This is a genomic window from Bacillus sp. GC_Bacil_1, assembly GCF_026540675.1.
GTDB classification, from domain to species: Bacteria; Bacillota; Bacilli; order Bacillales; family Bacillaceae_G; genus Bacillus_A; species Bacillus_A cereus.
On sequence record NZ_JALNUG010000006.1, the window covers coordinates 88,037 to 104,106 of the forward strand.

Genomic DNA, 16,070 nt, shown 5'->3' on the forward strand with positions numbered 1-16,070 from the left:
CTCACAGCAATCGCTGTGAGCTTTTTTATACTTACTTCGTTGAATCTCTAAATTGGATACGGTGAGGTAAGATAACAGTGTGATCTTCCACTTTTTCTTTGTTCATATACTTTGTTAATAGACGCATTGCTACTGCACCGATATCATACATCGGTTGTACAACTGTTGAAAGTTGCGGACGAACCATTAATGCAAGGCGTGTATTATCAAAACCAAGTACTTCTACGTCAGTTGGTACGTTTAATCCAGCGTCTTGTGCTGCGTGGATTACACCTAGTGCCATTTCATCAGACGATACGAAGATTGCTGTTGGCTTTTCATCATTGCTCCAAAGCTTTTCGAATGCTTCGATACCTGAGTCATATGTGTAATCTCCATCGATTACAAGATTTTCATCATATGAAATACCTTCTTCTTCTAAAGCTTTTTTATAACCTTGTAACTTTTTCGCGCTTCCCGCTTTATCAATGAATGGACCAGAGACGAAACCGATACGCTTATGTCCTTGCTCAATAAAGTGCTTCATTGCATCGTAAGCTGCTTGTGTATAATCAATATTTACTGATGGCGTTTCATTTTGCTCATCGAATGACGCTGCTAATACAATTGGTACTGGAGATTTTTTAAATTCTTCAATGTGAATGTCTGTAATATCTTCACCCATGAAAACAATTCCGTCCACTTGCTTTCCAAGCATCGTATTTAATAAATGGAACTCTTTCTCTTTGTTTTGGTCAGAGTTACTTAAAATGATGTTATATTTGTACATTGTTGCGATATCTTCAATTCCACGTGCAAGTTCTGCATAAAACGTATTTGAGATATCAGGAATAATAACACCTACTGTAGTTGTCTTCTTACTTGCTAGTCCACGTGCTACCGCATTTGGGCGGTACCCTAAACGATCAATTGCTTCTAATACTTTCTTTCTTGTTGTAGGCTTTACATTTGGGTTACCGTTCACAACGCGTGATACGGTAGCCATTGAAACGTTCGCTTCGCGCGCTACATCATAGATTGTTACGTTCATCTCATCGCACACTCCTTCTATTTTTGTTATCTATTTTTATGTATCGGTTACTTGAATGAAAAAAAGACATCAACTCTATTTGCAGATGCCACCAATCGTCCCGAGTTCTTCCTTTTACTAATGATACGATAAAAACGCAGGCTCATACAATATTTTCCCGCAAAAGTTTCGAAAAAATTCGCTTCTTTTCTCGTATTTTCGTATTTTTTATGAAAAAAGAGCATTTTTTGTAAAAAAATAGATGTTTCCTAAGTAGAAATCTTATTTTAAGCGGTACGATAGTAAATGAAATTTATATCGACGATTTTTCGAATATATGAACCGTAACTCGAAATATATCAGCGATTTTCCAAATATATCTACCACAACTCTAATTATATCAGCGATTTTTTAAATATATCAACTTACCAACAAAAATCGACAATGACAGTCTCTATACAGATGCCCCAAAACACCTTATTGGAACAGCTCATTAAAAGTTTTTATAATTTACTTCCAAATGATTTTAATTCATTCATAAAATCATTGAACTGCGGAATATTCATTTGCTGCGCCTCATCTGATAAAGCTACAGCGGGATTTGGATGTACTTCAGCCATAATTGCGTCTGCACCAATTGCCATCGCTGCTTTTGCAGTTGATAAGAGAAGGTCACGTCGCCCTGTAGAATGCGTTACATCGACAACAACAGGTAATGTGTTTCTTTCTTTAAAATCGGTACAGCGGAAATATCAAGCGTCTTACGCGTCACTCTTTCATACGTGCGAATACCTCGTTCACATAAAATAATGTTCCCATTTCCCTTTGCCATAATATATTCTGCCGCATTAATGAATTCTTCAATCGTTGCTGATAGACCACGTTTTAATAATACTGGTTTATTTACAGCACCAGCTGCCCTTAGCAAATCAAAGTTTTGCATATTGTGAGTGCCAATTTGAATAACATCAACGTAATCTAATGACATCTCAATATCATTTGGATTTAAAATTTCACTAATAACAGCCAAATCATATTTATCTGCTACTTGGCGTAAAATTTGTAATCCTGCTAATCCAAGACCTTGAAAATCATACGGTGAAGTATGTGGCTTGAAAGCACCACCACGCATTAATTTCAACAATCGTATCTTCTATTTTTTCTTACAAGACACAAGTAGTGCTTTACGATGATCCTCTTCTTGTAACTCTAAGCCAACTTGAAAAATTTGTTTGAAAATATGTTGTAAAGTCGAAGTTTCAAATGGACCATTATTATTCTCTACAATTAAATCCAGCATATTTTTTTCACGTACAGGATCAAAACGTTTCACACCTTATACTTCTTTTAAAGTACCAACTTCTTGTACGAGACGACCTCTTTCGTTTAATAACTCTAATATTTGTAAATTAAGTTAATCAATTTCAGAACGTAAACGACCTAATTGTTGTGATGCCATAAAAAAGCCACATCTTTCAAATTCCTATATATTACTTTTTTAAGATAACTTATTATAGTTGATACATATACGATTGTCACACGATATACAGCAATGAATTATCATCAAAAAACATTGTATATTTTCATTTAAAATAAAAAAAAGACAGTTTACATACTGTCTTTTTTACAAGAAGGAAACAAACGGTTTATCACTGTTTTTCTCTTTTATAATAACGGCCTCAATTTTACTCTCGGACTTGATCTGTAATTGTACTTTCGCATCTTTAGGCAATTTGTCCAACATACCTTGCGCAGCCAATTGGGTAAGAGCCATTAATTCTGTTTTACCGTTATATTTAATAACAATATTCATATTTAATGTATCCATTTGATCTTTCTTATAAGAAACTTTTGCGTTGACTGGAATAAAATCTCCAGTAGAAAAACCTTTTATTTCCTTAGCAAAGTTAGTTATTTTTGTATTATCTTCTCCATGTGCTTGTGTAAATTCATCAGAAGGATATGAATACGACTTTTCATCAATTGTACTCCAATTTCCAAGGTTCGTATCATTTTTTTGAACAGTAGCACTAGCAATATACGTACCATTTTTTAAAGAACTTGTACTTTCTTGCTTAAAGATAGCAAACGTAATTGGAGATTTGTTATATTTATCATTTTTGTTAATAGCTTCAATAAGTTGTTTAGCAACTTCAGACCCTTTAGACATAGCTTCTTCATTCGATACACTTGAAGACATAGCTAAGCCAATCATAACACCAGATAAACTTAATTCATTTGAATTCTGTTTTCCGAAATAGTCTTGTTCTATAATATTCGTCAAAACTGGCGCTTCTACTTTCGCAACTAGCTCATCAACTAGTTTCTCTGGAATATACTGATTTAATTGCAGTACGTGGCTCTCTGTATCAAATTGCTGCGTTGCAATATTTATTAAACCATTTTCATACTCTGCTAAATCTAATTTAGAATTTGTTTTTATATTAGCTGTATTAATAACCTTTTGTTCTTTTAAAGGAATAACAGTTCTATAATAATCTTTAGAAACAGCAGTTCTCGGAATCATACTTTTTTCTTTTGTATCTTTTTGTATAACTTCATCCTTCTTACTAATCGTATTACTATTGTTACTACAAGCTCCCAGTAATAAACTTACGACTGCGAAGGATAATGCCATTTTCTTCATTACTTAAAACCTACTTTCAACAATCTAGTTATTTAGTTTGAACTATTAATAGTGTACCATTAAATATATTTCAACAAAAACAAAAAAAAGAAGCAAGCACCTTTAGCTTGCTTCTTTTTACTTTATATTCTCTTCTAAAGCATCTTTTTTAATATTCCAATGAGATGTATTCCATACTACCATACCATCTTTTATGTATAATACTTGCGGGGATTCATGTCTAATACTGTATTGTTCTGCAACACGATTTGACACATCTCTTGCATCTTGTACGTATAAGTAATACGCTGGCACTTCTCTTTCTTCACTGCAATACGCTTGAAATTCTGTGTATGCACCGTGACTAATCGGGCATGTCGTACTATGTTTAAAAAGAACATACGGCTCATTCTTTTCTACTAAGACTTCAAGCTCTTCAATTGTTTCAAGCTTTGTCATATTCATCACGATTCACCTCTCATACGAAATCTAGAGCGCTTCTCTTTCTTTTCAGCGTTTTTCTCAATTCTTTCTAATTTACGCTCTTCTTTTTCAACCTTCTTCTCTTGTCTCGACGCACGGTAATGATTGTATACTTCAATCGCCGCACTGCTCCACTGTACAACTTGCGCTACTTTATCAGCGTTATTTTCAATTTCGTCCGTTACAGAGTCTGATACATTACGAAGCTTCGTATTTAAGGATTGGATTGTCGTTCCAATCCCATCTACACCCGCTACCACTTTATTTAATGACTGTGACTTCTGTTGAATATCATCAGCTAACGCATTCGTTTTATGTAATAATTGCTCTGTCTCTACGCTAATTCCTTGCATTTGTTTTTCTAAACCTTCTAACGTGCTTGCAACGTTTTCTAACGTCTTCTGAACCGATAACAACGTTCTGCATACATACACTACTAATACTGCGAAAGCAACCGCGATAATAGCCGCACTTACATATAAAAGAACTTGCATTTCATCACTTCCTTTATCTTTTTCATACTTTCCCCTATTATACAATCATTTTCCGTTTCATTCTAATCCCTATCTCATCATTAGAATTTTCATACTTATTCGTTAACTGTAACATAAATCATTCAACAAATTCCACTAAGTAGGTTACAATAGGAGAGGATACATAATTAGTAGGGAGGCTTTACATATGAAAGATCCACGTATTGAAAAGTTAGCATACAATTTAATTAACTACTCTATCCGCTTACAAAAAGGTGAAAAAGTATTAATTGAAAACTTTGGCTTACAAAAAGAACTTGTAACTGCACTTGTAAAAGAAGCATATGCAGCTGGTGGTTTCCCATTCGTCTCTTTAAAAGATCATCAAGTAGATCGCTCTTTATTAATGGGTGCTACTGAAGAACATTTCGAACAAATCGCTGCATATGAAGCAAGCGTAATGAAAGACATGGACGCTTATATCGGTCTTCGCTCTGGCGATAATATTAATGAACAAGCTGACGTTCCAAGTGAGCGTATGAAAGTTCATGGCCAAACAGTTGGCAAAAAAGTTCATAGAGACATTCGCGTTCCAAAAACACGCTGGGTTGTTCTTCGCTACCCAAATGCTTCTATGGCACAGCTTGCTAAAATGAGTACAGAAGCTTTCGAAGACTTCTACTTTGAAGTATGTAACTTAGACTACGGTAAAATGGATAAGGCGATGGATAGCCTTGTTACATTAATGAATAAAACAGATAAAGTTCGTTTAACTGGTCCTGGAACTGACTTAACATTCTCTATTAAAGACATTCCAGCAATTAAATGCTCAGGTCATTTAAACATTCCAGATGGTGAAGTATACTCTGCACCAGTTCGTGACTCTGTTAACGGTACAGTTTCTTACAACACACCATCTCCTTACAACGGTTATACATTTGAAAATGTACAACTTAAGTTCGAGAACGGCCAAATCGTTGAAGCAACTGCAAACGATTCAGAACGCATTAATAAAATCTTCGATACAGACGAAGGCGCACGCTACGTTGGTGAATTCGCAATCGGCGTAAACCCATACATCTTACATCCAATGGGAGACATCCTATTCGATGAAAAAATCGATGGCAGCTTCCACTTCACTCCTGGACAAGCTTACGACGATGCATGGAATGGTAACAACTCAAACATCCATTGGGACTTAGTATGCATCCAACGCCCTGAATACGGCGGCGGTGAAATTTACTTCGACGACGTACTAATCCGTAAAGACGGACGCTTCGTTGTACCTGAATTAGAAGCTTTAAACCCAGAAAACTTAAAATAATAAAAAACGCTCGGAATTATATCCGAGCGTTTTTTATTATCCTCACCCTATATCGATCTACTGTTCTTACTTTTTGTTTGCTGAAAATGAAAATAATATAAAAGTGCCACTGCGATAGTACCTATTAATATTGGTACATATAAAGGCAGGTTCCATTTCATATTTACCCTAGTGCAGATAGCAAACACAAGCAAAATTTCCAAACAAAACAAAGGTTTTACATATTTCATTTCTTACCTACCATTTCTATTTTCACATGTGGATTTTCTTTCTCAATAAGCGCCAAAAATTCATTCATATTTTGCGGCATCGCAATTATATGTACTTTATATGCATTCGTCGTAATTTCAAGCGATTTCCCAACTTGACGAATTATTCTTATCTCTTTCAATACAATATCGTCATTTAAAACACCGTACTTTAATACGCCATTTTCTACTTTATGTTTTTTAATAAATACTTCCCAAACAAGTGGTACATTTACAATGAAGCATAAACCCATCCCAATCAACGCCGATATCCAATGCGCTTTATTAGTGAAAAGCATGACAATTGGATATATACACATAAAAGCTAACGTAAGACAAACAAAAATGACTACTGACTTACTTCTTTGAATTGGAAAGTTCATACCTACACCCCCTAATCCAAATTATACCACTATTTCCATTTTAGTTCATAGAAAAAGGCCATTTCTAAATGACCTTTTTCACAATGTACCTATAAAATTTCTTATCTACCTGTAACACTGGAAAATTTTTCGGCAACTGATCTATACTCACACTTTGAAAACCATTCTTTTCATAAAAACGATGTGCCGCTAAAAATTTTATTGTTGTTCCTAAGTAAATATCTTTCAATTTTTTATCCTCAGCCCATGAAATTGCTGTTTGAAGCAACATATGTGATGCGCCCCATTCTTTTCCGCGAAACTCTTTTTGTACGAACATTTTTCTTAGCGCTACTTGATGATTCTCAATATCTAATAAAGCTACTGTTCCAACTACTTTACCATCATAAATTGCTACCCAAAAGTTTCCGTGATCCTTTTGATAGAATGTTTCTATTTCAAGTAAATCAGATTGCTCTTCTTTCGTAATGGGAACATTATACTCTTTTTGCTGAATATGAACGATAAGATCTACTACTTCCTCTTGAAACGTACTTTCATACGGAACAATACGAATTTTCTCGTTCATCGAATTTCTTTCCACTCTGAAGCTAATAAACTATATACAGCGACATCATGGAAATGATCATATAACCATTCTTCATCTCGTAAAATACCATCTAACTTAAACCCTAAACGCTCTGGAATAGCGCGACTTTTCACATTTTCAACACCGCATCGGATTTCCATTTTATTTAATTTTAAATTCTCAAATGCATATTGAAGCACAGCCTTCACGCTACGCGTCATAACGCCTTTTCCTCCAGTATCTTCTGCAAGGTAATACCCAAGACTCGCGGCTTTCTTCCCCCAGCTCACTGGATGAATACCTACCATCCCAACGAGCTTTCCTTTGTAACGTATACCACTTTCAAAACCGTCTCCCTCTGCAAATTTCTTTAACCACATCGGAAAAATCTCATCATAAGCATCAGCAGATTTTGTCCCATCTATCCAAGGGAGCCATTTTCGTAAATGATTACGGTTTTGATCTAATAATTGATATAATTCCTCTTTATGATGTTTTTCTAGTAATTGTAGTTCGATTTCGTCATCTACTCGGAGTGTGAACATGCTTTTTAGTCCCCTTTTTAGTTTTCTTATTATTCTAACATTTTTAGGTGTAAAAAGTTAAATATTAACACTTTCTTTTGATTTTCTTTGTATAAAACCAGAAGAATACGATACTCCCGTAATAACTAATATCATTCCTACAGATTGTGCAGATGTTATATTGACTCCTTCAATAAAAGAAATAAGTATTGTAACAACAGGCACTAGATTAAAAAATAATGATGTCCTTGCTGCACCAATTTGAGCAATTCCATTATTCCACCATAAGTAACCAAGCACACTCATTCCAATTGCCATAAAGAGAATTGCTCCCCATGCCAACAAAGGAATTTCTAAAACTGGTACTATACTTTTTTGTGTAGAAGATATGATAATAAAGGCAAGTGCACCAATAGTCATCGTATATGTCGTCGTTTGTATTGGATTACCAGTTTTAATAAACCGTCTGCCTAGCACGCCGTATAACGCCCAGCAAATATTCCCTAATAAAATATAAAAATCCCCTTTTGAAAATGATAAATGTTGTAGTATTGTAAACGAACCTTGTGTAAGTACAAAAACAACGCCAATTAGTGCAAGTAACATTCCAATTGCTTGGCGCTTCACAATTTTCTCTCGTAAAATGACACTTGCTAACAGCGTCGTAACGAGAGGATTTGTCGCCATAATAAGTGCACCATTAACAGCTTCTGTATATTTCATTCCTAAAAAGAAAAAGAAGTTAAAGCCGAATACACCAACAATACCTAGCAAAAGATAACAGGTCCTATTCTGCATCCATACTTCCAAATCAAAATCTTTTCGTATTTTTAACAGACATAACATCACAAATGCAGCAATCCCAAAACGCCATGCTGCTATATGAATTGCTTCGAAATACTGCACCGCATATTTCGAAGCATTAAATGTCCCACCAGTAAATATCGCAAAACCTAATAACTGCGTATATACTTTATTTTTCATTGCCGGCCTCCAAGTCTTTTTCTTCTAGAAAACCGTAATAAATTTCTAACTTCTCCTCCGTTAGCTGAACAACTTTTTGCAATTGTTCCTGCTGTTCTTTTAATTGCTCCAAGTGCGTTGTTAAAATGGAAATTCTCTTTTTTACTTTCGCTGGTACTTCCTCTTTCTTCTGCCTAATTTCCTCTATAATGCACCCATCACTTGCAAACTCAGCCATCTCTTCTAATGACATCCCAGTTTGTTTTAATGAATATAAAAATTTTAATAAACGTACATCGCCTTCTGTATATTGACGAATACCGCTATATCGCGTTGGTGGTGGTAATAAACCTAATTTCTCATAGTAGCGCAAAGTGTGAATGCCCATCCCTGTTAATTCTGCTACTTCACCGATTTTATACATGTTCTCTCCCCCTTGTTTTTACATTTTCATCTTACAACCTAGAGTTAGCTCTAGGTCAATACATAAATAAAAGTTGAACACAACAAAAAAGACGCACAGCCACCGCTATGCGTCTTTTCTATTATTTCTCTGCAACTTGAACTTCTTTTACGTAAGCTGCTTCGAATTTTTGGATGTCACCTGCGCCCATGAAAATTAGAACGCCGTTTTTATGTTTCTTTAATACATCCGTTGTTGTATCTGTAATTAATTCTGCACCGTCAATACGCTTTTGCAGATCTTCGATTGTTAATTCACCTTTGTTTTCACGTGCTGATCCGAAAATATCACATAAGTATACTTGGTCAGCTTTGCTTAAGCTTTCTGCGAACTCATCTAAGAACTTTTCTGTACGTGAGAATGTATGTGGTTGGAATACAGCGACAACTTCACGCTCTGGATGTTTTTGACGAGCAGCTTCAATCGTTGCATTAATTTCTGTCGGATGGTGTGCGTAGTCATCGATGATTACTTGCTCTCCCATCGGCTTTTCATTAAAGCGACGTTTTACGCCTTCAAAAGTTGTTAATTGATGTTTTACTGCTTCTACATCAACGTTTTCATAATGACAAAGCGCGATTACTGCTAATGCATTTAATACGCTATGGTTGCCGTATCCTGTAATTTTGAACGTGTCATAGTACGTATTACGAACGAATACATCGAATATCGTGCCATCTGTTCTCTTTTGAATGTTACGTGCTTGGAAATCATTATCTTCTCCAAATCCATAGAAAATAACAGGTACTTTCGCTTGAATTTTTTGAAGTTCTTCATCATCTCCACATGCAATAATGCCTTTTTTCACTTGCAATGCCATCTCTTGGAATGCACTGAATACATCATTGATGTCTGCAAAATAATCTGGATGATCAAAATCAATATTCGTCATAATTGCATAGTCTGGATTGTAAGACAAGAAATGACGACGATACTCACAAGCTTCAAATACAAAATACTTACTATTTTCTACCCCATGCCCTGTTCCATCTCCAATAAGGTAAGATGTCGGGTGTGCACCTTGCATTACATGGGCTAACAAACCTGTTGTTGATGTTTTTCCGTGTGCACCAGTTACAGCAACACTTGTGTATTGGCTCATCAGGTCACCTAAGAAGTGATGGTAACGATGGACTGGGATGTTTAATTCTTTTGCTGCTACGATTTCTTCATGCGTATCAGGAAATGCATTTCCTGCAATAATCACTTGTCCTTCTTCTACATTATTCTTATCAAAAGGAAGGATCGAGATACTACGCTTTTCCAACGCTGTTTGTGTAAAGAAACGCTTTTCATAATCAGACCCTTGAACAGTATGCTTCATATCATGAAGAATTTGCGCTAATGAACTCATTCCTGTTCCTTTAATTCCTACAAAATGGTAAACTGTCATCTTAAAGAACCTCCAACATTTCGAACTAATACAACGGCCTATCTATAAGACAGTATATGAATCTTTTCTTATTTTGGTAATCATCATACATTTTTGATGTAGTGAAGTTATTCTTTCCCTTCACTTATCAGGATAAACTCGTACGTACTTCTTTATATGTCCATAACAAGTCCATTATAGCAAAAAAGAAGCCGCTATACTATGATAACAGAAAAACTGATAGGGTCAATCACCTATCAGTTTTTCTCTCTTTTACATATCTTCTCTTTTTTCTAATTGAACACGCTCTAAACGTGGGTTTGGACGATATTTACGACCAGCTTTTGCTTCTGGTTTCCCATTTAATTCTACATTATCACCAGTAAAGCCAATATTCATTTTTAACAAGCTACTTCCTACCCCGTATATGTCAACAGGTACCTTTTGAGCTTCAAATTCACGAATACGTTTTTCATCAAATCCACCAGTTACAACGATGTCTACATGCTGGAATCCTTCTTCATCAAGCGCCTTGCGAAGTGCAAATACAAGCGATGGGTTTACACCACGTGGATCAAATGTTCCAAGTACTTCTGGGTGGCGAATAAAGTATTGATCAATCATTGTGCGAGACGTATCTACACGCACACCTTTTAATGTCGATCCAAACTCACGCGCTACACGAAGTGCATCTGTAATAACATCATTATTGTAATCAATTAGTACAACTAATTCATCTTCTGGGAATTTCTTATGATATGCTTTTGCCGCTTCCACAACATCACCATTAAACATTTGAATTAATGCGTGAGGCATTGTTCCCATACCACTTCTGCCCCACCATTCATTCATCGCATGCGTCGCTTGTGCGCTCATACCTCCGATGTATGCTGCATAACCGTCACCAGCTTGTTGTGTATAATGATCGTCACGATCTCCCATGAAAATAACTGGTTTTTCTTTATCTACACTACGTGCAGCTTGGACAACATTATATACGTTTGTTGCAACCGATGTACGACGAGCTAAAATCCCATCAATAACACCTTCTAAAAATCCGAAATTCTCATAAGGACCATGAATTGTTAACACTGTTTCAAATGGACTAATTTTATCGCCATCTTTTAAAGAGTTAATTTCAAGTTCCTCAGGATTTTTAGCGAATGTTTGCAGCAATGCAATCACTTCATCTGTTCCGCAAAGAACTGCATTTTCTTTTTGGAAAAATTGCATCGTTACAACACTTTTTGGGCGAAATTCTTCAATAATTTCTCTAGTTTTTAAAAAGTAAACGGCGGAGAACCAACCTTCCCCAACGCGTTCGTCAAATTTAAATGTTTTATTTGTTAGTCGATTTATTTCACCTTTTAATTTTAATTCAATTTCTTTCATGTCGCTTTACTCCCTACTTTACTATCCAACATTTTCTATTAGTATACAGCAAAACCGTGGACTATACATTCGTTTCCTGCATAGCAGCAAATTCATCCTCAGAAATAAGGACATCTCTCGGCTTAGTTCCTCTCGCTTCAGAAATAATCCCTTGCGATTCCATCTCTTCAATGAGACGTGCTGCGCGATTATAACCAATACGGAATTTTCGCTGTACAGAAGATGTGGACGCTCCCCCTTGTTCTACAACAAATTGACATGCATCAAAGAACAGCTCATCTTCCGACTCAGCCTGTTCTGTTTTCGCTAATAAATCCTCTTGCTTAAATAAGTAATTCGGCTTCATTTGCTTTCTCACATGATCAACTGTTTTTTCAATCTCATCATCCGATACATATACACCTTGTACACGAACTGGCTTAGATGTACCGTTCCCTAAAAATAACATATCACCACGGCCAAGTAATTTTTCCGCGCCCCCAATATCGATAATCGTACGTGAATCAACTTGAGATGATACAGTAAACGCAATACGCGTTGGAATATTTGATTTAATTAAACCTGTAATAACATCTACAGATGGACGCTGCGTCGCAACTAATAAATGAATACCACAAGCACGTGCTTTTTGCGCAATACGACAAATTGCTTCCTCAACATCACCTGGTGCTACCATCATTAAATCGGCTAACTCATCAATAACGATAACGATATAAGGTAATGTCTCTCCTGGAATATCTCGATCACTTACAATTGTATTATAGCGAGTTAAATCACGAGCACCAGCATGCGCAAACAATTCATAACGACGCTCCATCTCATCAACTGCCCACTTTAACGCAGCTGTCGCTGCTTTTACATCCGTAATAACAGGTGCTACAAGATGCGGAACAGAATTGTATGGTGCAAGCTCAACCATCTTCGGATCAATTAACATTAACTTCACTTCATGTGGTTTCGCTTTATATAAAATACTCGTTAAAATCGCGTTAATACACACACTTTTACCTGAACCCGTTGCACCCGCAATAAGTCCGTGCGGCATTTTTCGAATATCCGTTACAATTGGATCCCCTGAAATATCAAGTCCAAGCGCAACAGTAAGCGGTGATTCACTCTTTGTAAACACAGGACTTCTTAAAATTTCGCGAAGAAATACTGGCTTACTTTCTTTATTTGGAACTTCAATTCCAATTGCACTCTTCCCTGGAATCGGCGCTTCAATACGAATATCTTTCGCAGCTAAACTTAACTTAATATCATCACTTAAATTTGTAATTTTATTTACTTTCACGCCTGGGTCTGGTTGCACTTCAAAACGAGTTACTGCTGGCCCTTGCGATACATTAATAACATGTGCTCCAACATGAAAATTATTAAACGTTGTATCTAATAATTCTTTTTGCTCATCTAACCATTCTGTATTATCTAGCGCTGATTGCTGTGGAATTGACAACAACGCTAATGGCGGAACAGTATACGTCGGTGGTGTATGCAATACATTTCGCATATCGTTCTCTCTTTGATTTACAACATATGCTTTCTCTTTTGGTTCTGTACTTGAAATTGACTTTTGTACTTGCTCTACCACTACTTGTTGCATTGGTTGTTCTTCCACTTGTGGTTCTGCTACTACTTGCTGCATTGGTTGTTCTTCCACTTGTGGTTCTGCTACTACTTGCTGCACTGGGCTTTCTTCCACTTGTGGTTCTACTACTACTTGCTGCATTGGTTGTTCTTCTACTTGTGGCTTTGCTACTACTTGCTGCACTGGGCTTTCTTCCACTTGTGGTTCTGCTACTACTTGCTGCATTGGTTGTTCTTCCACTTGTGGTTCTGCTACTACTTGCTGCACTGGGCTTTCTTCCACTTGTGATTCTGCTACCTCTTGTTGTACTGGCTTATTCTCTACTCGTACATTAGCAGAAGGCTGCATTGCATTTGCTCTAGCTGCATGTCTTTCCATTAATCGTGTTCTATCTTGTTTCAACATAACAACATTAAATGGTACATGACGCTTTTTCTCACGTTTTGGTTCTTCTTTTTTTACAACGGGTTGTTCTTCTACGACCGGCACTTCTTCTTCAACTGATTGCTCTTCTACGACCGGTGCTTCTTCTTCAACTCGTTTATTTTCTTCTGTTTCTGCAATTAAAACATTCGCAAAGCTTTGAACATCGTTCTTTGTCTGTTCATCAGCCTCAGCTACATGTATGAATTCATTGTTTTGTTCAATTACTTCATCTTCTTGCTGAATTTCCTCAAGTGCTACAAATGTCTCTACTACAGGCGCTTTTGTTTCTGCGATCACTTCTACTTCTTCTAGCTCTTCTGTTTCCGCAATTACTTCCACTTCTTCTAGCTCTTCCGTTTCCGCAATTACTTCTACTTCTTCTAGCTCTTCTGTTTCTGCAATTACTTCTACTTCTTCTAGCTCTTCTGTTTCCGCAATTACTTCCACTTCTTCTAGCTCTTCCGTTTCCGCAATCACTTCTACTTCTTCTAGCTCTTCTGTTTCCGCAATTACTTCCACTTCTTCTGACTCTTCTGCTTCTGCGATTACTTCTACTTCTTCTGACTCTTCCGTTTCTGCAATTACTTCCACTTCTTCTGATTCTTCTGTTTCCGCAATTACTTCCACTTCTTCTAGCTCTTCCGTTTCCACAATTACTTCTACTTCTTCTGACTCTTCCGTTTCTACAATCACTTCTACTTCTTCTGACTCTTCCGTTTCTGCAATTACTTCCACTTCTTCTGATTCTTCTGTTTCTGCAATCACTTCTACTTCTTCTGATTCTTCTGTTTCTGCGATTACTTCCACTTCTTCTGATTCTTCTGTTTCTGCAATTACTTCTACTTCTTCTAGCTCTTCTGTTTCTGCAATCACTTCTACTTCTTCTGACTCTTCCGTTTCTGCAATCACTTCTACTTCTTCTAGCTCTTCTGTTTCTGCAATCACTTCTACTTCTTCTGACTCTTCCGTTTCTGCAATCACTTCTACTTCTTCTGACTCTTCCGTTTCTGCAATTACTTCTTCTGGCTCTTCTGTTTCTGCAATTACTTCTTCTGGCTCTTCTGTTTCTGTAATTACTTCCACTTCTTCTAGCTCTTCTGGTATTTCCACAATGATTGTTTCTTCAAGTTTTTCTTCTGCTTTGACAATCACTGATTCTTCTGGAGCTTGCTTTTCTACTTCAATAGTAGGTTGTTTTATTTCTGTATTACGTTTAATTTCTTCTGATAATATTGTATCCTCGTGCTCTACTTTAGAAGCTACTAATTCTTCTTGTAGATTGTTTTCGTTTAACACCACTACATCTTTTTCTAGCTTAGCACTTTCCATCTGCTCAGCTACTGTTTTATGAAGTAATTCATCCGCTGAAACTTCCTGCGGTGTACTCATTTCTTTAATCACTTCTTTTTCTTCTACTAAAGGCACTTGGCTTTCAATTTCATAACCGTTTTTCTCTAGCCATTGATCAACAACTGATTTTTCTTCTTTTTTACTCTGTTGGCCTTTCTGTTCAACTACTTCACCTGGAGCAGAAGACGTTGCTTGTCCTTCTGAGAAATCAGATAATTTATATCCTTTTTTCTCTAACCATGCATCAACAACTGCTTTTCCCTCTACAGATATTTCAAGATCTTCTCTTTCTTTTACTTCCTCCTGCTTTTCAACCTTTTTCTCTACTGAAGGACGATTATATCCATAAATTGGCGAAATCATTTCTGTTGGACGAAATGGTCTACGGTTACTCTCTTGCGAAGGTGCAGATGCCTTTTTAACGACAGACTCCCGCACCGGTTCATATTGCACTTCCGGCTCTTCATATGTAGAAACTACCTTTTCCACATACGGTCGTCTGCTTCTTTCCACCTTTATTCCTCTTTGGGCAGTCGGTTCTTCATATGCTACTCCTTGAACAGGTTGTTCTTCAAAGCGATTTACTTCGCTTTCATCCTCTTCATCGAACCCATTATCCGGTACTAAAGGAAAACGGCATTTACCTGCATTCCTACTTGCCATTTGTGCTTCTCTTGCTTCAGTGTAGTGGTTTACACGAGGAATTTTCGGCTGACTTTCAATTTGCTTTGGTACTTCTTTATTCATCGCTGTTTGTTCTTCCTCTTTGTTAAACAGCTTTTTCATCCAATCTAACATGCTTACCACTCTTTCTACTAAATAGTAACATCCTTTATTGTATCAGCATTCGGCAAAAAGTGCAGGTAAAATTAAGCATG

The 16,070-nt window shown here is 36.6% G+C and carries 14 protein-coding genes and 1 pseudogene; 1 reads left to right on the top strand and 14 read right to left on the bottom strand.

Translation table 11 applies throughout. The features are described 5' to 3' along the window. Nucleotides 1-31: 31 nt before the first annotated feature. From ccpA to OXT04_RS11440, 5 genes and pseudogenes are all read right to left on the bottom strand, one after another. Complete coding sequence (gene ccpA / locus OXT04_RS11420; protein WP_001103303.1) at nt 32-1,030, bottom strand: catabolite control protein A; 999 nt, start codon at nt 1,028-1,030, stop codon at nt 32-34. 482 nt (nt 1,031-1,512) lie between these two features. Then, a pseudogene (locus OXT04_RS11425) lies at nt 1,513-2,411 on the bottom strand (bifunctional 3-deoxy-7-phosphoheptulonate synthase/chorismate mutase). Nucleotides 2,412-2,633: 222 nt separating this feature from the next. Then, entirely contained in the window at nt 2,634-3,656 is a 1,023-nt protein-coding gene (locus OXT04_RS11430) for a CamS family sex pheromone protein (protein ID WP_000738029.1), read from the bottom strand. 117 nt (nt 3,657-3,773) lie between these two features. Then, entirely contained in the window at nt 3,774-4,100 is a 327-nt protein-coding gene (gene ytxJ, locus OXT04_RS11435; protein ID WP_001057469.1) for a bacillithiol system redox-active protein YtxJ, read from the bottom strand. Continuing rightward, on the bottom strand, nt 4,100-4,612 hold the full coding sequence (locus OXT04_RS11440) for a DUF948 domain-containing protein (protein WP_001197721.1): 513 nt from the start codon (nt 4,610-4,612) through the stop codon (nt 4,100-4,102). Before OXT04_RS11440 ends, ytxJ begins: the two co-directional genes overlap by 1 nt. A gap of 187 nt (nt 4,613-4,799) precedes the next feature. On the opposite strand from OXT04_RS11440, the gene OXT04_RS11445 reads away from it, so the two are divergent. Then, entirely contained in the window at nt 4,800-5,915 is a 1,116-nt protein-coding gene (locus tag OXT04_RS11445) for an aminopeptidase (protein WP_000654729.1), read from the top strand. A gap of 47 nt (nt 5,916-5,962) precedes the next feature. On the opposite strand, the gene OXT04_RS11450 is transcribed toward OXT04_RS11445, so the two are convergent. From OXT04_RS11450 to OXT04_RS11490, 9 genes are all read right to left on the bottom strand, one after another. Continuing rightward, nucleotides 5,963-6,145, bottom strand: coding sequence for a hypothetical protein (locus OXT04_RS11450; protein ID WP_090976877.1), 183 nt, complete (start codon nt 6,143-6,145; stop codon nt 5,963-5,965). Beyond that, nucleotides 6,142-6,546 carry a PH domain-containing protein gene (locus tag OXT04_RS11455; RefSeq protein WP_001010620.1) on the bottom strand — a complete coding sequence of 135 codons (405 nt, stop codon included), beginning with the start codon at nt 6,544-6,546 and terminating at the stop codon, nt 6,142-6,144. The genes OXT04_RS11450 and OXT04_RS11455 overlap by 4 nt, the downstream gene beginning before the upstream one ends. Before the next feature lie 64 nt (nt 6,547-6,610). After that, nucleotides 6,611-7,114 (bottom strand): GNAT family N-acetyltransferase, encoded by a 504-nt coding sequence (locus OXT04_RS11460; RefSeq protein ID WP_097997328.1) that lies wholly within the window; start codon nt 7,112-7,114, stop codon nt 6,611-6,613. Next, entirely contained in the window at nt 7,111-7,659 is a 549-nt protein-coding gene (locus tag OXT04_RS11465; RefSeq protein WP_000494676.1) for a GNAT family N-acetyltransferase, read from the bottom strand. Before OXT04_RS11465 ends, OXT04_RS11460 begins: the two co-directional genes overlap by 4 nt. A gap of 57 nt (nt 7,660-7,716) precedes the next feature. Continuing rightward, entirely contained in the window at nt 7,717-8,622 is a 906-nt protein-coding gene (locus OXT04_RS11470) for a DMT family transporter (RefSeq protein WP_097997327.1), read from the bottom strand. Beyond that, nucleotides 8,612-9,025 (bottom strand): MerR family transcriptional regulator, encoded by a 414-nt coding sequence (locus tag OXT04_RS11475; protein ID WP_267414673.1) that lies wholly within the window; start codon nt 9,023-9,025, stop codon nt 8,612-8,614. The genes OXT04_RS11470 and OXT04_RS11475 overlap by 11 nt, the downstream gene beginning before the upstream one ends. Nucleotides 9,026-9,146: 121 nt before the next feature. Then, entirely contained in the window at nt 9,147-10,457 is a 1,311-nt protein-coding gene (gene murC, locus OXT04_RS11480) for a UDP-N-acetylmuramate--L-alanine ligase (protein ID WP_000219469.1), read from the bottom strand. A gap of 252 nt (nt 10,458-10,709) precedes the next feature. Further along, entirely contained in the window at nt 10,710-11,828 is a 1,119-nt protein-coding gene (locus OXT04_RS11485; protein WP_000658372.1) for a nicotinate phosphoribosyltransferase, read from the bottom strand. Between the two features lie 61 nt (nt 11,829-11,889). After that, nucleotides 11,890-15,990 (bottom strand): DNA translocase FtsK, encoded by a 4,101-nt coding sequence (locus OXT04_RS11490; RefSeq protein WP_267414681.1) that lies wholly within the window; start codon nt 15,988-15,990, stop codon nt 11,890-11,892. Between the last annotated feature and the right edge of the window lie 80 nt (nt 15,991-16,070).